Source organism: Haladaptatus cibarius D43 (assembly GCF_000710615.1).
Taxonomy (GTDB): domain Archaea; phylum Halobacteriota; class Halobacteria; order Halobacteriales; family Haladaptataceae; genus Haladaptatus; species Haladaptatus cibarius.
On the sequence record NZ_JDTH01000001.1, the window covers coordinates 887933 to 913376 of the forward strand.

The window sequence follows — 25444 nt, forward strand, 5'->3', positions numbered from 1 at the left end:
GCCATCAATCATTATAAATATTTTTCTGAGATTTGGTCATGACATGTGTGAGCAACTACCATACGAGGGCTTTTGCCCTCTCACACGAATCGGTAATCATGCCGGAACATCCGCTGAAACAGCGGTTCGTCCTCGATACGTCGGTGTTCCTCACGGAGGAAATTCGAAACGAAGGCGAGGCGTTGGAGTCGGCCATCGACCGTCTGCTCGATGCGATTGCCCGGGCGAAACTTTCGCTCAACATCTCCTGTTACATCCCGCCCTCGGTTCACGACGAACTCACAGTCATTCTGCAGGAACGCAACGTCTCCGAACGCACCCTTTCGAAACTGGAAACGTGGGTCATCAAGAAAAACCCCGCTCGCTTCGAGGTGATGATTCCCGCCGAACTCGTCTACCGGTTCATCGACGAAATGAGTGGACGAGTTGACCGGGGGTTACGCGTCTCCGAAAACGCGGTTCGGGAAGCCTTCGACGACGGCGAGGCGAACGTCGGCGAGGTCATCTCCGACCTGCGAAGCGAGTATCGCTCGACCCTCCGACGCGGCGTCCTCGACTCCCGCGAGGATTTCGACTTGCTCATCCTCGCCCGCGAACTCGATGCGGGCGTGGTCACCGAAGATACCGGCATCATCAGTTGGGCCGAGGATTTCGGTCTGCGCTACCTTCGAGGACGGGATTTTCCGTCGTTGCTCGAAGAGTATCTCGACGCTATCGAGGAGGAGTGACCGACCAACTTCCCGGTTGGATGCGTCTGGCGCGCGAGTAACGCGCGAGGGGCGACTGAGTGACCGAAGGGAGCGAAGGAGTCGGTTGGGGAGGGCATGGTGCGGTTGCTGTGCGATAGCGGTTTCATTGTTGTCGTGATTTGCTTAGTTTCGTTTGATTAGACTGTGTTGGGGCAAATCACGACAACAAACGAAGCCCTCAGTCGCTTCTTCGTCGCTCAGTCATCCCTCGCGCGCCTGATTTCATTCAAATATTCATTTCACGTCTGCCGATCAAGGAAGGATTCGATACGTCCCAGTCCTTCTTCCAACTTTTCCGAGGAAAGTCCAAACCCGATTCTAAAGTGTTGGTCAAATCCAAACAAATCGCCGGGTGCGAGAACGACACTCTCGCTTTCGACGACTTCTCGACAAAACTCCGTCCCATTCTCGAAGCCGTCCGGAATCGAGACGAAACCGTTCACGCCGACTGGGTCGTACCAATCGAGTCCATACTCACCGACAAATTCGCGCACTCTATCCCGATTCTGTTTCGCCAACTCGCGGTTCTCGGCCAAAATCTCGTCTTCCTGTTCGCCCAGTGCTTGCCGAGCGACGTGCTGGTCGATGATACCCGGCGAGATGGTGGTGTAATCCTTCCACTCCCACGCATTCTCGACAACCTCCTCAGAACCGACGAGCCACCCGAATCGCAGACCCGCCAGCCCGTAGGCTTTCGTCAGACTCGTCGTGCTGATGCCGCGTTCGCCCATGCTAGCGACGGGGGGCAGTGGGTCGTCCGCGAGGAGGCGATACACCTCGTCGCAGAGCAGGTACGCCCCCGAATCCTCCGCGAGGTCGTACAGGGCTTCGACTTTCTCCTGCGGATGATAGCGCCCCGTTGGGTTGTTCGGGTTGTTCAACACGATGACCTGCGTATCCTCCCGAATCGCGTCGGCCACTGCGTCAACGTCGAGTTCCCACTCGGGCGGTTCGAGCGACACCCGAGTCACCTCTCCTAACGAGTCCAGGACAGCGTGGAGCGCTTGGTAAGTCGGCGTGACGACGACAGCGTGGCCATCCCCTTCTTTGTTTGCCTTGCCTAATAGGCTCAGAAACGCCAGAAAGTTCGCTTCTTGCGTCCCGCAGGTAAACAGCACTTCGTCGGCGGTTCGGTCGTAGCGCTCGCCGACTTCGGCGCGAAACTCCGGACTGCCATTGGTCGGGATGACGTAGCCCAACTCACCGGGATTGGTGTCGAAACGGTCTGCATCGAGGCTTCGGATGCCGCTCTCGGCCAGCATGATGTCCGCCTCGTGTTCGTATTCCGCGAACCAGCGTTCCAGTTTGAACGGGTCGATTTGCATACCGACTCTTGTTCGCGGGTGAGGGAAAAGCTACGGAACGTGGCAAGCGAAAACGGTCAAAGGGAAAATCACGGCACGCCGACGTACTTGTGCCGCCGAAACAGATACAGCAGGGCGAGCGGAATGCCGATACCGAACCACATGGCGATTCCGAGGAGGATGTATTCAGACCGCGGTTCCCACGCCGACACGGATGCGACGTATTTTCGGTCGAAGTGAATACCGATTGCCACGAGGGCGGGAGCGGTCAAGATGGAAACCATGACGATGAACGTGACGGGTGCTGGAAGCGACGGCAGCGATTCTACGACAGCGGAACTAAACGCCATCGAGGAGAAGAACTGATACATCGCGGCGGCGATAGTCATTACCAATCCGGGGAGGATGAGCAGCCACCACCCGCTTTCTCTGTCGGCTGCGGGTGCGGTAGACCGAACGTTAGAGGACATGGGTAGAATATCAAGTTAGAATCCTGAAAATGTTCCCAACAGTACCTGGCAGTTGGAATCGAAAGCAGTCGCGGATAAAGCGGATGCTTACTTCCCACCGCGCCGGTCTCGAAGATTCTGCCGCGTGAACTGCGGCGTCGTCCGAATCCCCTTTCGCTTGCGGAACGAGCGATAGAGCAGTCCGACGATGAACAGCGAAATCGCGCCCGAAATTGCGGCGGCGGGAACCGCCTCCGCCGCGTACAGCACCGCCGTCGTCAGGCCGCCGAAGGCGAGCAGAATGCCGTAGATGAGGCGTTTCGCCAGCAAATCGAACACGTCGTTGTCGTCCTCGATACTGACGCGGGCGTAGAAATCGTCGCGGTCGATGCGGTCTAACGTTCGCTCCAGTTTCGGTGGCGTTCTGATTATCGACTGGGCGGACGCTTGCAGTTGGTCGCCCGTCTCTGAAACATACTGTTTGATGGATTCCTCGCGGTAGCCCTCCTCGCTCAGGTACTCCGTCGCCACGGAGATGAAGTCGAAGTTCGAATCCAGGGTAACACAAACGCCCTCGACGACCGTCGCCACGCGCAAGACGAGCGCGAGATTCGAGGGAAGGCGAAGCGGGAACTCGTAAATCGTATCCTCTACTTGCTCTATGATTTGCTGGACGCGGTAGGTTTCGATGTCCTCCCCGCGAGCGTCCTCGATTGCGAGTTCCATCACTTTCCCCATCGTCGCCCGGTCGGCCTCCGGACTGAGGGTACCCATCTCGATGAGCGCGTCGAGAATCCCGTCGATGTCCTGATTCGCCACCGCGATGTAGAAATCCACGATTTTGTGCTGGATAAACTCGTCCGCCCGCCCGCTCATGCCGAAATCGTAGAAGACGATTGTGCCGTCGTCTTCCACCGCCAGATTGCCGGGGTGCGGGTCGGCGTGGAAGACGCCGTCCTCGATTATCATCTGGAGGTAGGCTCGCTGGAGGGTGACTGCGAGTTCGTGCCGGTCGATATTCTTCTCGTCCAGTTCATCGACTCGGTTGATTTTCGTCCCGCCGATGTACTTCATCGTGAGGACGCGCGAACCAGAGTGGCTGTCGATGACTCGCGGAATGGCGATGCCGTCCTCGTCCTCGAAGTTCGACCGAATTTCTCGGAGCATCGACGCCTCCCGACCGTAATCCATCTCCTCCCGAATCGTTCGGGCGAACTCGTCGGCGAGGTTTTCCAGCGAGAACGCTCGTCCTTGGCCGATGAATCGCATTAGAATCGGAAGCGACCAGCGAATCACCCGCAGATCGGCCTCGACCAGTTCCTCGATGCCGGGGCGGCGGACTTTCACGGCAACTTTCTCACCGTTGATTTTCGCGGCGTACACCTGCCCGAGACTGGCACCGCTTATCGCCTCGGTGTCGAACTCCGCGAACTTCTCTTCTACCGGCCCGATTTCCGATTCGAGCACTTTCCGCGCTCGCTCCCACTCTGCGGGCGGAACCTCGTCCTGTAGTTTCGAGAGTTCCTCTACGTACTCCGGCGGGAGGATGTCGGGACGGGTCGAAAGCAGTTGGCCGAGTTTGATGAATGTCGGTCCCAGCGTGAGAAGGGATTCAAGGAGCGTGTCCGCCCGCTCGATTCTCGTTTCACTGCTCACCTGCCGGGAGCGACCGAAGATGAAAAACCGATTCCGGTCACGGGCGTAGCTAAGCAGGAGCGGCAGGAAGTGCCATGCGACGACGAAAAACCGACGATACGCGCGAAGAGATGCCAGAAAGACCACCTACCGCTATCGACCTTTGATAGGGATGGATTGGTCTGGTGCCGACGACCGTTTCGGGAGCGTAATTTCGAGAACGCCCCGCGAGACGGTTGCTTCCGCGCCCGAACCGGTCGAATCCGGCGGCAGCGGCAGTTCGGCGTCGAGGAACAGCGAACGCTCCTCGCTCAAGTAATCGAACTCCATGGGCACGTCTTTCTCGCGCCGCGCTTCGATTTGGAGGCGGCCATCTGTCACGTCAATATCAATCGTCTCTTCGGTGACGCCGGGCATGTCGACGACGAGGAGGTACGCGCCCTCGCTCTCTAACAAGTCCGCGAACACGGCATCCGGAAGTTCCCGCAACGCATCACGAAGCGCTGACATGCTTCCACCTTGGGAGGCAAAGCCGAAAAAGGGTGCGGTCTGGGAGATGCGTAGAAGCGCATCTCCATGTGAGCGGTGTAACCGCGAACTGCGTTGTTCCTCTGGAACCACGGTGTGAATGGGGAGTGGTGTTCTCGTGAGCGACGTATGGAGTGAACGAGAACGCGGAAGAGCGCGCTCTTCCGCAACGACCCGTGAACTGGGAGATGCACGCCGAAAGTGGGGGGCATAGAAATCTCACCGGACAGCGATTCGGGTTCATCTTAGTGGTTCCCCCTCCCCCGACAGTTCGTCCCGATTAGTGTGTAGAAGCCAACCGAAAACCGCGAGAAAAACGAGTTGGACGAGTCGAAACGAGCGTGTTCGAAGTATCGACGAAAATCGCGCTCATCACCGTCGTCGCCTTCGGAATTACGACCGTCGTCGGAACTGCCTTCCTGACGCTGACCGAGTATGACAACACCGCACTGCTCGACCCGAAATTCTTCGTCTGGCTACTGTTCGGATTCGTCGTCATGTTGTCCGCGTCGACACACGAGCGCGATTCGGAGGACTCCGAAGTGCGCTCTCGAAACGAATGAGTTCGACCTTGGAGCAAAAACGTAACTTTCGGAACAACTACTACCTGTTGGAACGATAGATTGACCGTGAGATTCATCACCTCTTTCGCCCTCTGGGCCGCCATCTCCTACGTCAGTATCGTCGTTCTCGACACGTTTCTGATGGGGAAACCAGATGGTTGGCGTACAGCCCCTCCGCGGTCGGATGCGGAATCGGAATCTCAATCGCGCAAAAATCGAGCTTCCGTCTCTCGTTCTGATTCGAGCGGCGACTACAACGACCCGACCAGCAAAAAGCCAGCAATCCCAAACAGTACGACGCCCCCGAAAGCATACGGCAGACCGCCCCACGCGACGCGCCACGCCGCGCCGCGTTCGTCCGCGTCCGAAATGAGGAATCGCGGAGCGTTTTCGCCGTGACCGATGACGGTGTTCACCTCTCCCGCCTCGCTTCCCGCCATCGAATCGTAGCGCGCTTCGCCGAGGACGTGGACGCTTTCGCCCGAATCGAGGCGCTTCTCGATGTACTTTCTATCCTTTCCGGTTTTCAGTTCGAACAGTTTGAGGTCGAGTGTGCGGTCTTCCGAGTCTACATCCTTGTTCGCGGTGATGAACTCCCGCACTCGCTCGGGTGGTTTGTTCCCGCCGCGAACGTCGATTGAACGCTCCGATTTGAACCGAAAGTCCGCGGCGCGCGGGTCAACCAGCGCGCTGGCGGTTTCGTCCTCGATGCGAAACGGGACGTGGTTTCGGCCGGAATCGATGGTGCGCCAGTGGCGTCCGTTCTTGCTGTTTCGCTCCTCTTTCACTTCGTACTCGTATGCCACGCAGTCGCTTCCAGTGAACGGCGACTGGAGGACGCCGTTTTCGGGTTGTGCGATACCTTCCACTTCGACGGGAGTGCCGTCGCCGAGCGACTGAACGTCGTTCGGGTCGTTCGTCAGGATTCGGTAGGCAGTTCGGAGGTCTTTGCTTCCGTACCAGAACATGACGCTTCCGACGAAGGAACTGGCGCAGAAAATTGCCAGCGCGAACGGGTAATCGAGGAGGGACATACCGAAACTGTTGTCCATCCGATGATAAGTGTTCCCCGCTTCCTTTTTGCCCGGCGACTCGAACGGACGAACATGAGCGACCACCAGCCGGACAGAAAACAGTCCGGGTTCAAGGAGACGACTCGCGTGTCGGCCGCCCGCGAGCGACTCCGCGAGTCGGTTTCCGGGCACGACCGCACCGAATCCGTCCCCGTCGGTTCGGCAGACGGGCGGATACTCGCCGAGGCGGTCGTCGCCCCGCGAAACGTTCCCCACTACCCGCGGGCCGCGATGGACGGCTTCGCGGTGCGAGCGCAGGACACCTTCGGCGCGAGCGGTCGGTCACCCGAAATTCTCCGGCAAGAGCACGAGATGGGCCCGAAAACCGCCGTTCGAGTCCACACCGGAAGCGAACTTCCCGGGGGCGCTGACGCCGTGGTGATGATAGAACAGACAGAGAAATTCGGCGAAGACGTCGAAATCTTCGACGCCGTCGCGGAGGGCGAAAACGTTGCCCCAATCGGCGAGGACGTAGAGAAAGGACAGTCGCTCTACGAACCCGGCCACCGACTCCGACCGTCCGACCTCGGCATGCTGAAATCGGTCGGCATCCGCGAACTGACGGTGTACGACCGGCCCACAGTCGCCGTGATTCCGACCGGCGAGGAACTGGTTCAATCCGACCCGGAACCCGGCGAGGTGGTCGAAACGAACGGATTGACCGTCTCGCGTTTCGTCCAACGGTGGGGTGGCGAGGCGACCTACCACGACGTGGTCACCGACGACGAAGACGCGCTCCGCGAGGCTATCGAATCGAACCTCGACCACGACGTTGTCGTCACGACCGGCGGTTCGTCGGTCGGCGAGCGCGATTTGCTCCCCGAAGTCGTCGCAGAACTGGGCGAGGTTCTCGTTCACGGTGTCGCCCTCAAACCGGGCCATCCGGTCGCCCTCGGCGTCGTGGACGAAACACCAATCGTACTGCTTCCGGGCTATCCAGTCGCCTGTATCATCAACGCGATGCAGTTCCTCCGTCCGGCGATGAAGTGGGCGGGTCACCTCCCGGTCGATTCCTTCCCGACGACGACCGCAGAACTCAGCAGGAAAATCCGGAGCGAACCCGGAATCCGGTCGTTCGTCCGCGTCACGATGGAAAACGGAACCGCGACTCCGACGCGCGCAAGCGGTTCCGGCGTGCTCTCCAGCGTCGCGCTGGCTGACGGATGGGTCGAAGTGCCCGAAGAACGCGAGGGGATTCCGGAAGGCGAGACTGTTTCCGTCACCAACTGGGAGTGGTCTGCATGAGCGACCGCAAGGAGTTCCGCGACCTCGCGGAACCAGACGCCGCCCGCGAAGCCATCGCGTCGCTCGACCTAACGCCCGAAACCGAGCGCATTTCGCTCGAAGACGCGCGAGGGCGAGTGCTGGCCGAGCGATTGGACGCCGACCGCGACGTGCCGGGATTCGACCGCGCGAGCATGGACGGCTACGCGGTGCAGGCGCGGGACACCTTCGGCGCGGACGAAGCCGACCCCGTGATTCTCGATCTCGTCGGGGAAGTTCACGCAGGAGTGGAACCCACTGTCGAAGTCGGTGAGGGCCAAGCAGTCGAAATCTCGACGGGGGCAGTGATGCCGCCGGGGGCGGATGCGGTAGTGATGGTCGAACGGACTGATGAACACGAGTCGCCACGCGACTCGGAACGAGCGAGCGGTGAAGCCGCGAACCGCGTCGAAATCCGCACGTCGCTCGCGCCCGGCGACCACGTCATGCTCGCGGGCGCGGACGTTTCTGCGGGACAGCGCGCTCTCGGCCCCGGAACGCGACTCACGGCGCGGGAAATCGGCCTGTTGTCCGCGCTCGGCGTGGACGAGGTTCCGGTTCGTGGAAAACCCAAAGTCGGCATCATCTCGACCGGAGACGAACTTGTCCGGCCCGGAAATCCGTTGTCCGACCAGTCCGGCCAGATTTACGACGTAAACAGCTACACCATCGCCACGGCAGTCGAGGAGGCGGGCGGCGAACCGATTCTCTACCCCCACGCAGGCGACGACTACGACGAAATGGAACGGTTGCTGTTGGAGGCCGAAGAAGAATGCGACCTCGTGCTTTCGTCGGGTTCCACCAGCGCCAGCGCGGTGGACGTGATTTACCGCGTCATCGAATCCCAAGGAGAACTCCTGTTACACGGCGTGGCGGTCAAACCCGGTAAACCGATGCTCATCGGGCGGTTTCCGGATTCCGCCTACGTGGGCCTGCCGGGGTATCCCGTCTCCGCGCTGACCATCTTCCGAACCTTCGTCGCGCCAGCGATTCGAAACGCGGCGGGGCTTTCGGAACCCGCTACGGCCACCATCGAGGCTCGGATGGCAGTGGAAGAGCGCTACGGGGAGGGCAGAATGCGACTCATGCCAACCGGGTTAGTCGAAGATGAAAACGGTCGCGTGCTGGCCTACCCGGTTGACAAGGGAAGCGGCGCGACGACCAGCCTCGTGGAAGCCGACGGCGTGGTGACCGTCGAACCAGATACGGCCTACCTCGCGGAAGGCGAGTCGGTCGAAGTACGACTGTTTTCGCCGGACGTGCGCCCGCCGTCCGTCTTCGGCGTCGGCGAGGACGACCCCGCGCTCTCGCGCCTCCTCGACAAACTCGACTCGCCGCGCTACCTCGCGCTCGGTAGCCGGGAAGGCCTCCGTCGACTCCGAAACGGCGTGCCGGATTTCGCGGTGGCAACGGGTGACGAACGACGTTCGTCATCCGATGAGAAATCGAAGACGCCGACGGATGCGAGTGAGGACACCGAACTCGCGTCCTACTCTCGCGAGTGGGGAGTGGTCGTCCCGACTGGAAACCCCGAGAAAATCGAGGGACTCGCCGATTTGGTCGAACGCGACCTCACGTTTATCAATCGTGGAACGGACTCCGGTCTGCGGACGACGCTCGGCAACGCCGTCGCTGACCTCGCGGAGGAGCGCGGAACGACCCGACACGAACTCGTCGAATCTATCTCGGGCTTCGAGATGACGGTCAAGGCCCACGAAAGTCCGGCCCGAAAAGTCGCCGCCGGATTCGCCGACGCCGGACTCGGTCTGCGCTCGACGGCCGAAAAACTGGATTTGGGATTCGTCCCGCTCGGCGAAGAACGCGTTCGCGTGCTGGCGAATCCAGCACGCGAACGCAAGGACGGGATGGCAGAATTACGGACTGCGCTCGATTCGGAGTTAGTCGGTGTACTCGGCGACCTGCCCGGCGTTCGACCATAGTTCGTCGAAGGTGTTGACGCGGTAGTCGCCCAGCACGCACTGATTTCTGCGATGTGGGTCGTGTCGTTCGACGTGAATCGCATCTAGGCCCGCGTTCCACGCCGCGCCGATGTCGCTGGAACCGTCGCCAGCTAGAACGCCGCGACCACCCTGCCTGACGCCCATTTCGGCCATCGCGTACTCGATTGGCGCGGGGTCGGGTTTCCATCCTAATCGCTCGTCACAGCAGACGACGGTGTCGAACCAGTCCCGAATTCCCAGTCGGTCGATGACGGGATCGGTGAGGAACTGCTGGCAGTGCGTGACCAATCCGACCGGGCAGTCCAAGTTGGCGACGAACGCGGCGTCGTCGTACAAAAACGTATGCTCGGCGCGGAGTTGCGGGTCTTCTATCGAGTGGAATGCCTCCCAAAAGTTCGGGGGGTCGATGCCCCACTCGCGCAGTTGTGCGTCTCGCGACCCGCCCAGTCCGTGCCAGATGATTTCGGATTCGTACTCCGTAAACTCGCGACCGAGGCGGTCGCTCACGCGGTCGAATACCGTTTCGACGTAGGTTGGTTCGATGTCGATGAGCGTCCCGTCCAAATCGAGAAGCCAAAAATCGTACTCGCCGGCGACCATTGGGGTTTCTATAGTAGTGCCTCTTCGCTTATAACTCTTCGTCCGACATCGACGCTGAATCCGACAGAAAGACGATTCGAAAAACCGACCGAATCGGGGTAGTTGTCGCCCGTTCAGTCAGTCTGCGGACGATTCGATTCCGCGCTCGGACTCCGCCTGCGCCGACTCCGGTTGGTCGTAGAGGTGGCACGCGGCGGGATGGTCACGGTTTTGAAGCACCGGCCGTTTTCGCTCGCAAACGCTTTCGAACCGCTTTCTAAGCACTTCGATTGCACCGTCTCGGTCGCCGGAAACGACTCGGTCAAACGACTCCGCGACGGTGGCCCGATTTCCGCCTTCGAGTTGATGGGTGAACAGTTCGTTCCACAACTCGGTCTTGAGCGTCTCGTCGTCCAACTCCGCCGGATTTTCCTCCGGGCCAGCGGCCAGTTCGCGCACACCGTCCACGCTGAGTTCGTCCGATTCGAGTCGTTCGCGGTAATCCATCACCTCGCGGTAGGCAGACTGCTGAATCTCCACATCCTGCGGCGGAATAACGTTCGGACATCGCGTTCGGAAATGGCACCCAGACGGGGGATTTCGCGGCGACGGCACGTCGCCCGAAAGCGTGTGGATTTCGCGCTCCTGCTCGCTCGTGTCCGCGCGTGGAACACTCTCCAGCAGTGCTTTCGTGTAGGGGTGCTGTGGGTCGGTGTAGATTTCGTCAACCGGCCCGACCTCCACGATTTCGCCGAGATACATCACCGCCACGCGGTCTGAGATGTGGCGAACCACGGAGAGGTCGTGCGCGATGAACAGATACGTGAGGCCGAACTCGTTCTGCAGGTCTTGCAGAAGGTTCAACACCTGCGCCTGCACCGACACGTCTAGCGCAGAAACCGGTTCGTCCAGCACGATGAAATCGGGTTCCAACGCGAGCGCCCGGGCAATCCCGATTCGCTGGCGCTGACCCCCCGAAAATTCGTTCGGATAGCGGTCGATCTGTCCCGCGGAAAGACCGACGCGCTCCATGAGTTCCTGTACGCGCTCCCTGCGCTCGTCCCGCGAGCCGACTTTGTGAACGTCGAGCGGTTCGCGGATGATTTCTCCCGCCGTCATTCTCGGGTCGAGGCTGGAGAAGGGGTCTTGGAAGACCACCTGCGCGCGCTTTCTGAACTCGGTCAAATCGTCCATCTCGTAGACGTTCTGGCCGTCGAACTCGACGCGCCCGTCGGTCGGGTCGCGCAGGCTCAGCAGGGTTTCGCCGGTCGTCGATTTTCCACACCCCGACTCGCCGACGAGACCGAGCGTTTCGCCCTCCTGAATGTGGAACGAGATGCCATCGACTGCTTTCACGCTTTTCGGCTCCCGTCCGAACAGGCGGTCGGTCAGCGTGTCCTGCTCGAAGTAGTACTTTTGAAGACTATCGACGCGAAGGAGTGGGTCAGTCATTTGGTTTCACCTCTGTTTTCGGCAGTTCCCGAGTTTCGTTCAAACCGGTCGCTCGCCAGCGCGCGAGATTCGTCGTACTCCATTTTCGTGAGCACACAGCGCGCTTCGTGTTCGTCGCTACCGCCCGCATCGTCCATCGACGGATGGGAGAGACACTCTTCCATTGCCTTCGGACAGCGGTCGGCGAAGTAACATCGGTCTTCCATCTCCGAATCCAGCAGGTCGGGGACGTTCCCCTCGATTGGTTGGAGTCGCGGCGCGGGGTCTTCCAGATCCGGAAGCGACCCCAGCAGTCCCTTGGTGTAGGGATGCACCGGTCTGTCGAACACGTCTTCGAGGCTCCCGCGTTCGACCAGTTCCCCGGCGTACATCACGCTGACGCGGTCGCACATCCGGGCGACGACGCCGAGGTTGTGCGTGATGAGCATGATGCTCATGCCTGTTTCCGTCTGCAAGTCGCGCAGAAGGTCTAAGATTTGGGCCTGAATCGTCACGTCGAGCGCCGTCGTCGGTTCGTCCGCGATGAGCAAATCCGGTTCGCCCGCGAGGGCTTGAGCAACCATCGCCCGCTGGAGCATGCCGCCGGAGAACTGGTGTGGATACTCCTCGGCGCGGTCTGCGGGGTCGGGGATGCCGACCTGCTCCAGCAGGGAAACTGCTTTCGCGTGACTTTCCTCGCTGACGTAATCCTGTGACGGGAGGACGGCGCTCGAAATCAGGTTGGCCAGTCCGTAGCCTTGCGTCCGCGAGCGCGTCGAACGCGGGTTCGACCGCGCTCGCTGTTGGACTTCGACCGCTTCTGCAATCTGTTCGCCGACCGTAATCGACGGGTTCAGACTGCTCATCGGGTCTTGGAAGATCATGCTGAACGACGGGCCGCGCAAGGCCCGTCGTTCCCGAACCGTCAACTGTCGAATGTCCACGAACTCGCCGTCAACTGCCTCCGGCCGGTCGGATTTCGTCTCCTCGGCGAGCGTCGGATTGCGATACCAGACCTCCCCCGAGGTAATTTTGCCGGGCGATTCCACGAGGTCGATGATGGACAGCGCGGCGACGCTCTTTCCCGACCCGGATTCGCCGACGACGCCGAACACTTCCTCCTCTCGAATGTCGAAGTTCAGCGATTCGCAGGCGTTGACCTGTCCTTTCTCCGTGAAAAAGCGCGACGAGAGGTCGCGGACGCGAAGCAGGTCGCTCATACGCCACCTCCTTCGCCTTCGATACCGGGGTCAAGCGCATCGCGCAACCAGTCGCCGACGAGGTTGATTCCGATGACGGTGATGACGATTGCCACGCCGGGAACCGTCGAAATCCACCACGAGGTTGCGAGATAATCCCGTCCCTGTGAGATGTCGAAGCCCCACGAGAGGCTCACCCCGGAGAAGCCGAGGTACGACAGCGCGCTTTCGAGCAGGATGATGGCCGCGATTTGGATGGTCGCCAACACGATAATCGGCGTCACGCTGTTCGGCAGGATGTGTTTGCGCAGGATGAACGAGTCGGGTGCCCCGACGGAGCGAGAGGCTTTCACGTACTCTTCACCCGAGACGGTCAGCGCCTCACCGCGCGACACGCGGGCGAACCACACCCAGTTGACGAGCGCGACGACGAGGATGACCGTTCCCGGAAGCGCGATTTGCGCGGGCATTCCGGAGACGACCCCTAACGCCACGAGCGGGTCGGGGATGGTCAACACCGCGCGTTGGAACAGGCCGACCAGCGCGATTGCCAACACGAGCGACGGAAACGCCAACATAATGTCGGCGCTCCGCATCAGCGCGTCGTCCACGAGTTTGCCGTAGTACCCCGCGACCAGACCGACTGTGACGCCGATTAGCGTGGCGAGCATGGTTCCGAACAGGCCGACGAGGAGCGAGGTTCGCGCCCCGTAAATCACCCGCGAGAGCATATCGCGTCCGAGTTGGTCAGTTCCCAGCGGGTGGGCCGACTGTGCTTCGACGTACGTCGTGTTGTTGATGATTTGTATCTCTCCATCGACCATTTGGGTGGTCGTTTCAGTCGTCTGTTTGCTGAATCCTAACGGCGGCAGATTGGAGTCGTCCAAATTCTGTCGGTGTGGATTGTGCGGTGCCAAAAGCGGTGCGAACGCCGCAATCAGAATGACGGTGACGACGACGACGATACCGATTTTGGCCAGCAAACTCTGTCTGTACTCGCGTTTGAGGTTCCGAAGCGTGCGCGGCGAAATCATTCGTACACCACCTGTGGGTTGATGTAGGCGTACAGCGCGTCCACGAAGATGTTGAGGACGACGAACCCGGTACCGACGACGATGAGCGACCCCTGAATCAGCGGCCAGTCACGTGCGTTGATGGCGTTGATGATGAGGGTGCCGAGTCCGGGCCACGCGAACACTTGTTCCGTGATGACGGCCCCGCCGATGAGCGTCCCCAACTGCAATCCGAGGACGGTGATGACGGGAATCAAGGTGTTTCTCAGCGCGTGTTTGTACCGAACCAGCGTCTCCGGGAGGCCCTTCGCCCGCGATGCGCGGATGTAGGTTTTCCCGAGTTCGTCCAACATGCCGCTCCGCGTCAGGCGCGTGATGAGCGCGGTGAAGTACGTCCCGAGCGTTATCGCCGGAAGGAAGATGTGCTTCAGCCACGTTACCAGTCCGTTCACGTTCCCGCTGGTGAACAGCATCTCCACTGCGGGAACCAGTCCGATTCCGCGTTGACTCGTCGGAAGCGGCCCGCCGACGGCGAGCAGGAGCACCAGCATGATGCCGAGCCAGAAGTTCGGCGTGCTGATACCGACCAGCGAGAACGTCGTGGCTGCGTAGTCGGCCGGTTCGTGGCGTCGCGTTGCGCTTAGCACCCCGAGCGGAATCGAGATGATGACCGCGACGAGGCTCGCCGCGACTGCTAACTCCAACGTGGCTGGAAGACGGTTGAAGATTCGCGTACTCGCCTGTGTTCCCGAGATGTACGAATATCCCATGTCGCCCTGAAGGAGTCGGGCGAGATAGTCGAAATACTGGACGTACATCGGTTTGTTCAGCCCGAGTTCGACCGCGATTCGCTGTTTCAACTCCGGACTCGCGTCTAACGGTGCGATAAACGTAATCGCGTTGCCGGGCGTGATGAATCGAAGGAGAAACACCACGGTAACGACGCCCCAGATGACGAATATCCCCTGTAATCCTCTTCGAAACAGGAATCGACCCATCGACATCTACAGACACCTCTTCGATAACGCTGACATCTAGTTCTGGGAGATTGCGTATGCTTCGATGCGTTCGTCGGCCCGTGCCGCCCACTGGAGGCGCTCGCTGACGCCGTAGACGCTGTACTGCCGGTTCAGGAATATCCACGGTGCCTGGTCGTGGAGGAGTTGGTTCATCTCCTGTAGTTTGGAATTTCGTTCGTTCCCGTCCGGCATGTTTTGGGCTTCGTTCATCTGCGTGTCCACCTCTTCGTTACTGTAGGAGGTGAGTGCGCCGTCAGTCGTCAGCAGTGGGATGATGGTCTGGCTGGCGTCGAACGTCGCGTTCCCCCAACCGATGAGGTAGAACTTCGGACTCGTGTCGAGATTTCCGTCGGACAACTCGCCCGCGAGTGTGTTGAAATCCCGCTGTTGCACCGAACAGTTGACGTTGCTGAGCTGGTTTATCTGCTCGGACACTGCCTGTGCGATTTCAACGTCCTTCAGATACCGGCCGACCGGCGTGTGAAGCGTGATGTTCGCGCCAGCGTGGCCGCTCTCCTCGACGAGTCGCTCGGCTTGCTGTCTGTTCGTGCCGTATGGGTTGACGTTGGAATTGTAGCCGGTGAACCCGTCCAGCGTGGGCTGTCCGGTCGGGTCGGCGAAGCCGGAAAGGACGTTGTCGATGATGCTCGGCAGGTCGATGGCGAGGTTCATCGCCCGGCGGAACTGCGCGCTGGAGAACGGTTCCACGTTGTACCGCATCGCGTTGTAGATGACGCGCGTACTCGCCTTCGCGGCGAGTCGGGTGCTGTTCGACCCTCGCACACGCTCTGCATCCTGTGGCGGAACGTTGACGACGATGTCGGTTTCGCCGTTAATGAGTTGATTGACCCGCGTGCTCGACTCCGTCGCGGAGTTGAAAGTCAACTCCGAGACGGCGGCGGGTTCGCGCCAGTAGTTTTCGTTTCGCTGGAAGACGACACGAACGTCTTCCCGATAGTTCTGCAGTTCGAACGGCCCGGTGCCGTTCATATTCTTGGCGATGAAGTTGCTGTTGTTGTTCTCTATCCACTGCTGTTGTACGATGTCACAGTAGGACGCGAACAGCGCGAACACGATAGGGTTGATGCCATCCGAGGACACCTGCACGTTGCCGTCCACGACTTCCGCGCCGGTCACGCCCGAAAGCTGGTCGCTCTGTGGGCTTTCCAACCCGCCGACGTCCGACTGCACGATGCGGTTGATGCTGAACGCAACGTCCTCGGGCGTTAGGTCGTCGCCGTTGTGGAACTGCACGTCGTCGCGGATGGTGAACTGCACCGTCCCGTCGTTCACTCGTTCGTACTCCGTCGCCAGACTGTTGGTGATTCCCCCTTCCGCGTCGCGCGAAAGCAAGCCCTCGTAGGCTTGTAGAACCACGTTGTCCGTCGTCGTCTCCCGGTGGTTGTGCGGGTCGAGCGTCGATGGCATCTGGCCCTGCGTGATGGTGACCGCGAAGTCACCCGACTGTCCGCCACCACCACCGCCGCCACCGTTTCCGCCGTCTCCGGTGTTCGTTCCGTCCTGATTTCCGTCGCCACCGGTACAGCCAGCGAGTGCTGCCGACGCCGCTGCGCCACCTGCAAATTTCAGATACGTCCGCCGATTCATTGGTTCGTCGGGCATGCCCTGATATGGCGCATAATCCATTATATATCTGTGGTACAAGTCATCATTCCCCGCGTCTAATAATCCCATGACATTTACTACCGAACATAACCGCACAGTTAAGTAATCAGACACCGAACCGTTCTTCATGGCCGTTCACGGCCGACATCCCTCATTGCGAGACTTGTTCGACGAGTCGCCCACACCGCATATCGCCCATCCACCGCACACACATCATCGTGATTTCTACGTCGCAACCGACGGCTCCTACAGTCATAACAGTGGAACGGGCGGACTCGGTGTCATCATCGAAACCCGCGATGGCAAACGCGTCGCCCGTCTCTCGATTCCGGACGACGTTCCGGACAACAACGTCGCGGAGTACCGAGCGCTTCACCTCGGACTCGACGTGTTGGCGGCTCGCGCTCCTCCCGACGCGCGAGTTGGTGTGCTGGTTGACCACGACCAACTGGCTGCTAACGTCAACAATGCGGTGCTCGCGTCCAATCGGATAGATTGGCGACCGCCGAAACCGTTCTCGGTTCCGCCGCCGGGAAAGTTCCACTGGCGCGGCATCCGCGCTCGGATTGCCGGGTTCGGCGAACTCCGGGCCGCCCAAATCCGGAGCGACCGCAACCCCGCACATCCCTTGGCGAACGCGCCGGAGGAGTACGCCCACGTGAATCGGGAGCCTGACCGATGTCTGCTTCCCGACGTTCCACAATCCAGCGAAACGCAGATTCCGCCACCGTCCCGGGCGAACAGACATGCAAGTGATTGATGAAGTGGTTGAGTGAAGCGTCCGTTAGACGCGTTCAATCCACGAGTCCTTGCTCGTGGATATGCTTCCGGAGTTCGTCCTCGGTGTCGAACGCCGCGCCGCACGCGTCACACCGGTAGTTGCTGTCCGTCTCGTCTGAACTATCGGACATTGCCGAACCGACGGGAGACACGCCAGTAACGTCTCGCCTCACCTTCGTGGCAGCTTCGGGAACAAAAATGTCGTCCGAGACGAAAACAAACTCCTGCGTCTCGGTGTCTCCTGCATACCGGTGTATTTCCTGCGTGTCGGTTTATATCCTTATAACTTACATATCAGCAATCGACCTGATGCCGACAACGAAACGACTACAACGTCGCTCAGAGTGGGCACTCCAAGGTGTGGCACGCGATGGGCACGCGGATATTCGACTCGGTACTGCGGTACTGGAAGCGCACGACAGACCAACCCGACTACAGACAGGCCTACGTCAAACTCCCGCTCAACACCAGCCTTCCACAACTGGCACACGAGTTCGAGGAAATCTGTGAGGGCCGACTCGACCGGATTCCACAGCGGGATTCGCTGGTCATCGAGACGGATTTCGTTTCGGAGGCGCGGTTCGACTCTGCGGGATTCAGGGAGTTGGTGGACGAAATTCGGGAACGCTGTCCGAACGAGTACGTTTTACACTCGTCTTCTAAATGGCGGCGGCATGAGGACGGTGTTGCAAAGACGCATACTATCGTTCCCGTGAAACCGCTGTATTCGGTGGACGAAGGGGAATCGGAGTCGGTTTCGAAGGAGCGCGTTTCTGGGCGTCCTCGGTAGCTAATCTTCTGTTTTTGACTGGACAGCGCCCTTCGTTCCACAGTTGGATTTTTGCGTTCTGCTACCTCGTTGCAAGTCACGACTCCACTGAAACCGCACCGCCTCCGCAGGCCACACGACTCCCCAACCGATTCCCGTCACTCGCTGGCGCTCGTTTCGGTCATCCACCATCAGCGGCACGCTCTGATGAGCCGTTCGCTCGCTTCGCTCACGAAGACCTCGCGCGAACCCAGACAGTCTCTCGGATGTGAAATCCTCGGGACTGTTGGCGCACGCGCCACCGTGGTTTGTGTCTGTTCGAGATTCCGATTTCTCCACACGGCGCGCGCAGGCGAACCTGCGGTTCGCCCGCGCGAGGGACGCTTGCGCGAACAAAGTGAGCGCAAGTGTCGGTTGGGGAGGGAGTGGCCGAAGCGGGGCGGTGGCGGTATGATAGGAGTCGGCAGTACCTAGCAACAAAACAACAGCACTTTCCACGAAAAAGGACGAAAATTCGAGATGTGCGTTCTCTCGTTTGCGCTATTCGTCTTTCTGGGCGTCAACCACAGCGACGCCAGCCAAATTGACGATATCGCTTGGACCTTTTTTCCGCTCGGGTGTCCTCGTGCCTTCGGCACTGCGGGTACCACTCGCGCAAAAAATCTCCACTAAAAAACGCCGCTCGCTTCGCTCGCGGGAGTTACTCGTCTTTCTGGGCGTCCACGACCGCCACGCCAGCCAAATTGACGATGTCCTTGACCTCGTCCCCACGCTGGAGGACGTGAACTGGTTTGTCCATGCCGACGAGCATCGGACCGATAGCTTCCGCGCCACCGAGGCGTTGGAGGAGTTTGTAGCCGATGTTGCCCGCTTCGAGGTTCGGGAAGACGAGGACGTTCGCGGGTTCGTCCAACTCCGAGAACTCGTAGGTACCGTTCAGGATTTCCTCGACGACGGCGGTGTCGGCCTGCATCTCGCCGTCCACGGAGAAATCGACTTCGGGGTCGTCGCGGAGCATCTGTGCCGCGTCTCGTGGTTTGCGGGTGCCTTCGTTGTCCACACTGCCGAAGTTGGAGTACGAAAGCAGTGCGGCCCGCGGTTCGACGTTGAACCGCCGGGCGAGTTTCGCGGTCTGTTTCGTCACTTCGGCCAGCACATCCTCGTCGGGGGCCTGATTCACCGTCGCGTCGGCACAGAAGATGACCTGATTTTTGAACGTGAGCATGTACACCCCGGCGGCGTAGTTCACGTCGGAAGCGGTACCGATGACCTGCAGGGGCGGTCGGAGTGCCGATGGGTAGTGGTGGGTTAGGCCGGTGAGCATCGCGTCGGCGTCTCCCTGCTCGACCATCACGCTCCCGAAGTAGTTGCTGTCGCGTTCGACCAGTTCCGCGGCCTCGCTCCGGGTGATTCCTTTGCGGCCGCGCAGTTCGTACAGACGGTCTGCGTAGGCTTCGTGGTCGCTGTTCTCGGGGTCAACGACTTCGGGAGCGAAGTCGAGTCCGAGGTCTGCCGCTTCGACTTCGATTTCGTCGCGGTCGCCGATGAGGACGGGTTCCGCGATGCCCTGCTCGCGCAGTTGGTACGCCGCGCGAATCATCTTTCTGTCCGTGCCTTCTGCGAGTGCAACGCGCTTGGGGTCGTTTTTCGCCTTGTTCAGGACGACGCGCATCATCTCGCGGGATTTGCCGAGTCGCGCTTCGAGCGTTTCGACGTATTCGCCGACGTTGAGGTCGCTTCGGGCGACGCCGGTTTCGATGGCCGCCTCGGCGACTGCAGGGGCGACTTCGAACAGCACGCGCGGATCGAGCGGTTTCGGGATGATGTACTCCGGGCCGAACTGGAGCGGTTGGTCGCCGTAGGCTTTGACGACGGCGTCCGGCACGTCCTTCTTTGCGAGTTCCGCGAGCGCCCGCGCGGAAGCGATTTTCATTTCCTCGTTGATGTCGCTGGCACGCACGTCGAGTGCACCCCGGAAGATGAACGGGAATCCGAGGACGTTGTTGACCATGTTCGGGTAGTCGGAACGTCCGGTCGCCATGATGACCATGTCGTCGCGGGCCTCTCGGGCCGCTTCGTAGCCGATTTCCGGGTCGGGGTTCGCCATGGCGAAGATGATGGGGTCGTCGGCCATCGAGCGCACCATCTCCTGACTGACGATGCCGCCGACAGAGAGGCCGACGAACACGTCGGCATCCTTCAGGGCGTCTGCGAGACTGCCCTCGGGAACGTCGCGGGCGAACTCCGTCTTGAACTCGTTTACGTTGCCCTGTTTCGCGCGACTTTCGGTGATGATTCCCGTGGAGTCACACATCGTGATGTTCTCCTTGCGCGCGCCCAACGAAACGTAGAATCGGGCGGTTGCAATCGCACTGGCACCCGCGCCGGAGAAGACGATATTGAGTTCCTCCAGACTCTTCCCGTTGATTTCCGTCGCGTTGAGCAGTGCGGCCCCGCTGATGATGGCGGTGCCGTGCTGGTCGTCGTGGAAGACGGGGATGTCTATCTCCTCGCGGAGTCGTTCCTCGATTTCGAAACACTCCGGCGCTTTGATGTCCTCCAGATTGATGCCGCCGAAGGTGGGTTCCATCGCGCTGACGGTTCGTACGATGTCGCCGGGGTTCGCTTGGTCGAGTTCGATGTCGAACACGTCGATGTCGGCGAATCGCTTGAACAGAACGCCCTTGCCTTCCATAACCGGCTTGCTGGCCTGTGCGCCGATGTCACCGAGTCCGAGAACGGCGCTCCCGTTCGAAACGACGCCCACGAGGTTTCCTTTCGCGGTGTAGCTGTACGCCTTCTCCTCGTCCGCCGCGATTTCCTCGCACGGTGCGGCCACACCGGGAGAGTAGGCGAGGCTCAGATCGCGCTGTGTGTTCGTCGGTTTCGTCGTCGAAATCTCGATTTTCCCCGGCGGTTCGTTCCGGTGGTAGTCGAGTGAATCCTCGTCGAGTCCCATGCCCCCTATCTTCCTGCCCTCCGCTAAAAATCTATCCGAATCCGTCGAATTTGCCTTCGACGTTCGTCGAAATCAAAGGTTCAACACCGACGGCCGCGGAATCGCACCGTCGCCACCGACCGCAGACACCGCCTCAATCGGCCAGTTACCAGTTTCGGTCAGGATTTCCATCCCGTTCTCGGTGACGAGGATGGTGTCCTCGCTTTTCGCACCTTGTACCGTCGGGTTCCACGCGAACGCCATCGGAAGCCGAATTTCGGCATCCGTCGTTGGCGTGGCAATCCACTCCCGTCCGGCGTAGCCTGCGGCCCCGCCCTGATGATGCTTTTTCCACTCGCCTTCGTGGCCGACTTCCTCATACGCCGACTGAATCGTCGAAAACACTTCGTTTCCTGTCCCTTCCTCGATGCCGGCCTGCTGGGTCGCCGTGAGCGCCGTCGCTTCGACCCTCGTGGCGGCGCGATGGCGCGATTCGAGCCATTCCGGCGGGTCGAACGCCACAGTTCGGGTCAGGCTGGCGTGGAGTCCCGTCCGTTCGGCCGTCACGGAAACGAGCGCGTAGTCGCCCAATTTCGACTCGGTCGGCGTGTAGTGGCGATATTTTTCTGCGCGCTCGCTTCCGCCGACCAGTGCGACCAGCGTCTCGATCCCTCTGGAATCGAGCGCGCCGCGAATTGCCGAGACGATTTCTCGCTCCGTATCCTCCGGTTCCAACTCTCGGCAGATGGTTTCGACTGCCGCCGCAGTTTCCTCGCCGAGGGAACGGTAGCTGTCGATGTCCGCCTCCGTCAGCGGTTGGCGCAGTGGCGAGGCATCAATTGCTTCGACGTTCGGAACGTCGAAATCCGCGGCCGCAGGGGTTTCCGCCCGTTCCTCGACCGCCTCCGCGAGCGACTGTTCGTACCAATTGTACTCACTGACTGGAATCTCGTCCGACAGTTCCTCGTCTCGAAGGCGCTGTGCTTCGATATTGTTCGTGACGACCCGCAAGTCGTCGCCATCGTAGCCGACCGCGGCGACCCCCGCGTCGCCTTCGCGGTCGATGACGTTGTTCCCACCCGTGAGCCACGCGAAACTGTTCGGGCGTGCGAACCAGACAGACCGGAGGTCGCGCGCGTCGAGGAGGAAGTCGAGACGAGCCAGTTTCGACATACTCGGTTCGTCGCCCCCGACACCCTTCAACCTGTTTCCCTCGAAACCTGCCCAGTGTCAGACGACATATCATTCCCACAAAACTTATTACTCATTTACAGTAAATGGAGAGTGCCCACCACGGTGCCGCCCGTTGGTGGCCTCGCAACCCTGTTCGGTTCCCGCTGAACCCCGGCCTGCCCCCTGCTGTCTCACATCAGCCGTTTTCCGTTTCCTCCCCCGACTCCCAGTTTCCGGGAAAGTCGGACAGACCTAAGTACGACGCCTCCTAACCCACGGAAAAGGGGATTACCGTGATACGACACGACATCGAGGTGAACGCCTGATGGGTTCTGGATTCAGGCGATTCGCCGCTTTTACAACGAGTTTGACGTTCGCCCTCATCCTGCTCGGCGTCTACACCGCCGCGGCAGGAGCGGGGCTATCCTGTAGCGCCCAGTGGCCGTACTGTGACGGCGGCCTGCTTCCGCAGACCATTCCGAGTTTCATCGAGTGGTTCCACCGCCTCGTGGCGATGATGACCGGCTTCTTCATTCTCGGAACGACCGTCGGCGCGTGGAAATACTACGACAGCACCCGTATCCGGGTCGCGTCCACCATCGCGCTGGTCGTCCTTCCCATTCAACTACTGCTCGGTGGGGCAACCGTCCTCATCTACGGTCCCGCCTCGCAGGTGGCTCACCACGCCGCCGCGATGGTCATCTTCGCAGCACTGCTAGCGACGACACTGTGGGCCTACGAGGAACCAGACAAAAACGCGTCTTCGGCCAGCGAATCGACCGCTGGTTATCCGTCGGACGACTAACAGCTCCCGCCGAAACTTTTAGCGAAATCGGTCGAGAAACCGATAGTAGCTTTCTATACGATGATTGACCATGTAGTATCGGGGGAGAACCACAATGCACAGACGGACCTTTCTCAGGGGAACCGGCGGAGCTATCGCTGGCCTGACGCTCGCCGGGAACGCGAGCGCTCAGGACGGCGGCCCGGTCAGAATCGGTTCCGACATTCCGTATCGACCGTTCGAATACCGAACCACGGGTGGGGAACTCGTTGGCTTCGACGTGGACATCGCCGAGGCGATTTTCCAAGGCCAACTGAACAGGGGTTACGAGTTCGTCCAGACGAGTTTCGACACCATCATCCCGAGCCTCAACAACGGGAATTTCCGCGTCATCATGAGCGCGATGACGATCAACGAGGGACGAGAACAGCAGGTCGATTTCTCCGACCCGTACTTTACGGCGTATCAGACGATTCTCGTGTTGCGAGACGGTAACATCAACGAAGTCGCAGACCTGCGGGGCACGACGGTCGCGGTTCAGAAGGGAACGACCGGCGAAGAGGCGGCACAACAGTTGCGACAGGAGTTCAACGGCAACCTCACTATCGACAGTTACGACCAGATTCCCGGCGCGTTTTCGGCCCTCGGGAACAATCAGGCCGCCGCAGTTATCAACGACAATACGGTCAGCGCCGAGTTCGCCGACCAGAACGAGAACGTCGTCTTCCTCGAAGCGGAAGAAGACTCCGCGGCGACGGGCGAAGACGCGCCGCCGTACCACACGCTCACCGTCGAAGAATACGGCATCGCGTTCCGGCAGGACGACGACCAGTTCCGCCAGCAGGTCAACGACGCACTGGCGACGATTCAGGAGAATGGAACCTACGACGAAATCTACTCGGAATACTTCCAGCCAGTAGAGGGAACCGACGGAGGCACGACCAGTGGCTAATCGCCACGGGAGAACGTGATGGCCGAGACGTACACCGAAGACCGGGGAATCGAACGTTCGAGACAGTCCGAGGAGGGGTTGCTGACAGACCGCCGCGTCAGATGGATTGGAATGGCGATTGCTGGCCTCTTTGCGGCCGGTGTCGCCTTCTTCCTGTACCTGATTCTCACCGATTTCGTGGATTACGACCTGCTCATAACGGTTCTGCCGCAGTTCGTCGAGGCGCTGTTTCTCGTCTTACAGATAATCCTGATTGCGGGGGCACTGTCGCTCTTTTTCGGTGTCCTCGTCGGATTGGGTCGCGTCTCCAATACGACGTTTACGCAGTCAATCGCCACGATGTACGTGGAGTTCTTCCGCGGGACGCCGCTGCTGTTCCAGCTGTTCGTCATCTACCTCGGCGTTCCGGCGTTCTGGCCGCCGGGGGAGTTCCCGCTCCAGAACTGGAGTTTCGCCGCGGCGATTATTGGCCTGACGCTGAACCACACGGCATACATCGGCGAGGCGGTGAAAGGCGGCATTAATTCGGTTGCGGAGGGCCAAACCGAGGCGGCGCGGTCGCTCGGCATGTCGTACATCGACTCGATGCGGTTCGTCATCCTGCCGCAAGCGTGGCGGAACGCGCTGGCGGCCATCGGCAACGACCTCGTCATCCTCGTCAAGGACACGTCGCTGTTGACGGTGCTGGCGATTCCCGAACTCATCAGCGTCTTCCGGAACGTAAACAGCACGACGTTCGACGCGTGGACGCCCATCGTGGTCGTTTCGGTCGCCTATCTCGTCATCACGCTCCCGCTCGGGAAACTGGTACGGACGATGGAAACGCGGTCGATGTGGGGGACGGAACGATGAGTTCCGTCCCCGAGGTCGAGTTCGACCACGTTGACAAGTATTTCGGCGAGACGCACGTCCTGAAAGACGTGAGCCTCGCCGTCGATGACGGCGAAGTGGTCGTCGTCGTCGGGCCGAGCGGAAGCGGGAAATCGACGCTCCTTCGGTGCACGAATCGACTCGAAGAGATTCAAAACGGCGAAATTCGAATCGAGGGACAGGCCATCACCGACCCGGACGTGGACGTGAACCAACTCCGTCAACACATCGGAATGGTGTTCCAGAGTTTCAACCTCTTTCCGCACAAGACCGCGATGGAGAACGTCGCGCTCGGCCCGAAAGTCGTCAAGGACTTTTCGGACGACGACGCCGAAAAGTGGGCGAAAGCCATGTTAGACCGCGTCGGACTCTCCGACCAAGCCCACAAATATCCGAATCAGCTTTCGGGCGGCCAACAGCAACGTGTGGCCATCGCCCGCGCGCTGGCGATGGACCCGAGCGTCATGCTGTTCGACGAGGTGACCAGCGCGCTCGACCCGGAACTGGTCGGGGAAGTCCTCGAAGTCATGCGGAATCTGGCTGAAGAGGGCATGACCATGCTCGTCGTCACGCACGAAATGGGTTTTGCCCGCGAAGTCGGCGACCGCGTCGTACTGATGTCGGAGGGGCGTATCGTAGAATCGGGGCCGCCACGGGACTTTTTCGCCAATCCGGAAACCGACCGTGCGAGACAGTTCCTCGCACGAGTCCACTAAGAGATAATTTTTCATTTCGAGGGATTGGTTACCACACGTCGAAACCCATTTATTCGACTGTTCGGGACAC

General features: G+C 60.2%; 23 protein-coding genes. 10 read left to right on the top strand and 13 right to left on the bottom strand.

Going from position 1 to position 25444, the window contains the following annotated elements:
• Positions 1-98 precede the first annotated feature (98 nt).
• The gene (locus tag HL45_RS04710) at positions 99-728 is read left to right on the top strand and encodes an RNA ligase partner protein (RefSeq protein WP_049969931.1); all 630 of its coding nucleotides are present in this window, start codon (positions 99-101) and stop codon (positions 726-728) included.
• A 260-nt stretch (positions 729-988) separates the two neighbouring features.
• Here the strand turns inward: HL45_RS04710 and HL45_RS04715 are convergent, their stop codons facing one another.
• From HL45_RS04715 to HL45_RS04730, 4 genes are all read right to left on the bottom strand, one after another.
• A complete protein-coding gene (locus HL45_RS04715) occupies positions 989-2074 on the bottom strand; it encodes an aminotransferase class I/II-fold pyridoxal phosphate-dependent enzyme (RefSeq protein WP_049969932.1) in 1086 nt (361 codons plus the stop codon).
• 68 nt (positions 2075-2142) lie between these two features.
• Positions 2143-2523, bottom strand: coding sequence for a hypothetical protein (locus tag HL45_RS04720; RefSeq protein ID WP_049969933.1), 381 nt, complete (start codon positions 2521-2523; stop codon positions 2143-2145).
• An 87-nt stretch (positions 2524-2610) separates the two neighbouring features.
• Positions 2611-4284: an ABC1 kinase family protein gene (locus HL45_RS04725; RefSeq protein WP_049969934.1), complete on the bottom strand. Its 1674-nt coding sequence runs from the start codon at positions 4282-4284 to the stop codon at positions 2611-2613.
• Between the two features lie 6 nt (positions 4285-4290).
• Positions 4291-4647: an Hsp20/alpha crystallin family protein gene (locus tag HL45_RS04730; RefSeq protein WP_049969935.1), complete on the bottom strand. Its 357-nt coding sequence runs from the start codon at positions 4645-4647 to the stop codon at positions 4291-4293.
• Positions 4648-5006: 359 nt separating this feature from the next.
• On the opposite strand from HL45_RS04730, the gene HL45_RS04735 reads away from it, so the two are divergent.
• Positions 5007-5228 carry a hypothetical protein gene (locus HL45_RS04735; RefSeq protein ID WP_049969936.1) on the top strand — a complete coding sequence of 74 codons (222 nt, stop codon included), beginning with the start codon at positions 5007-5009 and terminating at the stop codon, positions 5226-5228.
• A 251-nt stretch (positions 5229-5479) separates the two neighbouring features.
• Here HL45_RS04735 and HL45_RS04740 read toward each other — a convergent pair whose 3' ends face one another.
• On the bottom strand, positions 5480-6262 hold the full coding sequence (locus HL45_RS04740) for a GIDE domain-containing protein (protein ID WP_049970089.1): 783 nt from the start codon (positions 6260-6262) through the stop codon (positions 5480-5482).
• A gap of 72 nt (positions 6263-6334) precedes the next feature.
• Between HL45_RS04740 and HL45_RS04745 the strand changes: the two genes are divergently transcribed.
• Positions 6335-7546 carry a molybdopterin molybdotransferase MoeA gene (locus HL45_RS04745; protein WP_049969937.1) on the top strand — a complete coding sequence of 404 codons (1212 nt, stop codon included), beginning with the start codon at positions 6335-6337 and terminating at the stop codon, positions 7544-7546.
• Positions 7543-9504 carry a molybdopterin biosynthesis protein gene (locus tag HL45_RS04750; RefSeq protein WP_049969938.1) on the top strand — a complete coding sequence of 654 codons (1962 nt, stop codon included), beginning with the start codon at positions 7543-7545 and terminating at the stop codon, positions 9502-9504. Before HL45_RS04745 ends, HL45_RS04750 begins: the two co-directional genes overlap by 4 nt.
• On the opposite strand, the gene HL45_RS04755 is transcribed toward HL45_RS04750, so the two are convergent.
• From HL45_RS04755 to HL45_RS04780, 6 genes are all read right to left on the bottom strand, one after another.
• Positions 9463-10125 (bottom strand): HAD family hydrolase, encoded by a 663-nt coding sequence (locus HL45_RS04755; protein WP_049969939.1) that lies wholly within the window; start codon positions 10123-10125, stop codon positions 9463-9465. The genes HL45_RS04750 and HL45_RS04755 overlap by 42 nt on opposite strands.
• Before the next feature lie 117 nt (positions 10126-10242).
• Positions 10243-11556: an ABC transporter ATP-binding protein gene (locus HL45_RS21880; protein WP_049969940.1), complete on the bottom strand. Its 1314-nt coding sequence runs from the start codon at positions 11554-11556 to the stop codon at positions 10243-10245.
• Entirely contained in the window at positions 11553-12755 is a 1203-nt protein-coding gene (locus tag HL45_RS21885) for an ABC transporter ATP-binding protein (RefSeq protein WP_049969941.1), read from the bottom strand. The genes HL45_RS21880 and HL45_RS21885 overlap by 4 nt, the downstream gene beginning before the upstream one ends.
• Positions 12752-13768 (bottom strand): ABC transporter permease, encoded by a 1017-nt coding sequence (locus HL45_RS04770; protein WP_049969942.1) that lies wholly within the window; start codon positions 13766-13768, stop codon positions 12752-12754. The genes HL45_RS21885 and HL45_RS04770 overlap by 4 nt, the downstream gene beginning before the upstream one ends.
• On the bottom strand, positions 13765-14751 hold the full coding sequence (locus HL45_RS04775) for an ABC transporter permease (protein ID WP_049969943.1): 987 nt from the start codon (positions 14749-14751) through the stop codon (positions 13765-13767). Before HL45_RS04775 ends, HL45_RS04770 begins: the two co-directional genes overlap by 4 nt.
• A 30-nt stretch (positions 14752-14781) precedes the next feature.
• Positions 14782-16389, bottom strand: coding sequence for an ABC transporter substrate-binding protein (locus tag HL45_RS04780; RefSeq protein WP_233274683.1), 1608 nt, complete (start codon positions 16387-16389; stop codon positions 14782-14784).
• Positions 16390-16519: 130 nt separating this feature from the next.
• Here HL45_RS04780 and HL45_RS04785 point away from each other — a divergent pair, with 130 nt between their 5' ends.
• Both HL45_RS04785 and HL45_RS04790 read left to right on the top strand, forming a co-directional pair.
• Complete coding sequence (locus HL45_RS04785) at positions 16520-17152, top strand: ribonuclease HI (protein WP_049969944.1); 633 nt, start codon at positions 16520-16522, stop codon at positions 17150-17152.
• Positions 17153-17542: 390 nt separating this feature from the next.
• Positions 17543-17962: a hypothetical protein gene (locus tag HL45_RS04790; RefSeq protein WP_049969945.1), complete on the top strand. Its 420-nt coding sequence runs from the start codon at positions 17543-17545 to the stop codon at positions 17960-17962.
• 679 nt (positions 17963-18641) lie between these two features.
• On the opposite strand, the gene HL45_RS04795 is transcribed toward HL45_RS04790, so the two are convergent.
• Positions 18642-20900 carry an NADP-dependent malic enzyme gene (locus HL45_RS04795; RefSeq protein ID WP_049969946.1) on the bottom strand — a complete coding sequence of 753 codons (2259 nt, stop codon included), beginning with the start codon at positions 20898-20900 and terminating at the stop codon, positions 18642-18644.
• 72 nt (positions 20901-20972) lie between these two features.
• Positions 20973-22052 carry a M24 family metallopeptidase gene (locus HL45_RS04800; protein WP_049969947.1) on the bottom strand — a complete coding sequence of 360 codons (1080 nt, stop codon included), beginning with the start codon at positions 22050-22052 and terminating at the stop codon, positions 20973-20975.
• Between the two features lie 325 nt (positions 22053-22377).
• On the opposite strand from HL45_RS04800, the gene HL45_RS04805 reads away from it, so the two are divergent.
• From HL45_RS04805 to HL45_RS04820, 4 genes are all read left to right on the top strand, one after another.
• On the top strand, positions 22378-22857 hold the full coding sequence (locus tag HL45_RS04805; RefSeq protein WP_049969948.1) for a COX15/CtaA family protein: 480 nt from the start codon (positions 22378-22380) through the stop codon (positions 22855-22857).
• Between the two features lie 94 nt (positions 22858-22951).
• Positions 22952-23788: a transporter substrate-binding domain-containing protein gene (locus HL45_RS04810; RefSeq protein WP_049969949.1), complete on the top strand. Its 837-nt coding sequence runs from the start codon at positions 22952-22954 to the stop codon at positions 23786-23788.
• 18 nt (positions 23789-23806) lie between these two features.
• Entirely contained in the window at positions 23807-24640 is an 834-nt protein-coding gene (locus HL45_RS04815) for an amino acid ABC transporter permease (protein WP_049969950.1), read from the top strand.
• Positions 24637-25374 (top strand): amino acid ABC transporter ATP-binding protein, encoded by a 738-nt coding sequence (locus tag HL45_RS04820; RefSeq protein ID WP_049969952.1) that lies wholly within the window; start codon positions 24637-24639, stop codon positions 25372-25374. The genes HL45_RS04815 and HL45_RS04820 overlap by 4 nt, the downstream gene beginning before the upstream one ends.
• Positions 25375-25444 lie beyond the last annotated feature (70 nt).

Bases quoted from the DNA above. Each gene is read 5' to 3' on its own strand.
- HL45_RS04710 (WP_049969931.1), top strand. From the start codon at position 99: ATGCCGGAACATCCGCTGAAACAGCGGTTCGTCCTCGATACGTCGGTG.
- HL45_RS04715 (WP_049969932.1), bottom strand. From the start codon at position 2,074: ATGCAAATCGACCCGTTCAAACTGGAACGCTGGTTCGCGGAATACGAA.
- HL45_RS04720 (WP_049969933.1), bottom strand. From the start codon at position 2,523: ATGTCCTCTAACGTTCGGTCTACCGCACCCGCAGCCGACAGAGAAAGC.
- HL45_RS04730 (WP_049969935.1), bottom strand. From the start codon at position 4,647: ATGTCAGCGCTTCGTGATGCGTTGCGGGAACTTCCGGATGCCGTGTTC.
- HL45_RS04740 (WP_049970089.1), bottom strand. From the start codon at position 6,262: ATGTCCCTCCTCGATTACCCGTTCGCGCTGGCAATTTTCTGCGCCAGT.
- HL45_RS04745 (WP_049969937.1), top strand. From the start codon at position 6,335: ATGAGCGACCACCAGCCGGACAGAAAACAGTCCGGGTTCAAGGAGACG.
- HL45_RS04750 (WP_049969938.1), top strand. From the start codon at position 7,543: ATGAGCGACCGCAAGGAGTTCCGCGACCTCGCGGAACCAGACGCCGCC.
- HL45_RS04755 (WP_049969939.1), bottom strand. From the start codon at position 10,125: ATGGTCGCCGGCGAGTACGATTTTTGGCTTCTCGATTTGGACGGGACG.
- HL45_RS21880 (WP_049969940.1), bottom strand. From the start codon at position 11,556: ATGACTGACCCACTCCTTCGCGTCGATAGTCTTCAAAAGTACTACTTC.
- HL45_RS21885 (WP_049969941.1), bottom strand. From the start codon at position 12,755: ATGAGCGACCTGCTTCGCGTCCGCGACCTCTCGTCGCGCTTTTTCACG.
- HL45_RS04770 (WP_049969942.1), bottom strand. From the start codon at position 13,768: ATGATTTCGCCGCGCACGCTTCGGAACCTCAAACGCGAGTACAGACAG.
- HL45_RS04775 (WP_049969943.1), bottom strand. From the start codon at position 14,751: ATGTCGATGGGTCGATTCCTGTTTCGAAGAGGATTACAGGGGATATTC.
- HL45_RS04780 (WP_233274683.1), bottom strand. From the start codon at position 16,389: ATGCCCGACGAACCAATGAATCGGCGGACGTATCTGAAATTTGCAGGT.
- HL45_RS04785 (WP_049969944.1), top strand. From the start codon at position 16,520: ATGGCCGTTCACGGCCGACATCCCTCATTGCGAGACTTGTTCGACGAG.
- HL45_RS04790 (WP_049969945.1), top strand. From the start codon at position 17,543: ATGGGCACGCGGATATTCGACTCGGTACTGCGGTACTGGAAGCGCACG.
- HL45_RS04795 (WP_049969946.1), bottom strand. From the start codon at position 20,900: ATGGGACTCGACGAGGATTCACTCGACTACCACCGGAACGAACCGCCG.
- HL45_RS04800 (WP_049969947.1), bottom strand. From the start codon at position 22,052: ATGTCGAAACTGGCTCGTCTCGACTTCCTCCTCGACGCGCGCGACCTC.
- HL45_RS04805 (WP_049969948.1), top strand. From the start codon at position 22,378: ATGGGTTCTGGATTCAGGCGATTCGCCGCTTTTACAACGAGTTTGACG.
- HL45_RS04810 (WP_049969949.1), top strand. From the start codon at position 22,952: ATGCACAGACGGACCTTTCTCAGGGGAACCGGCGGAGCTATCGCTGGC.
- HL45_RS04815 (WP_049969950.1), top strand. From the start codon at position 23,807: ATGGCCGAGACGTACACCGAAGACCGGGGAATCGAACGTTCGAGACAG.
- HL45_RS04820 (WP_049969952.1), top strand. From the start codon at position 24,637: ATGAGTTCCGTCCCCGAGGTCGAGTTCGACCACGTTGACAAGTATTTC.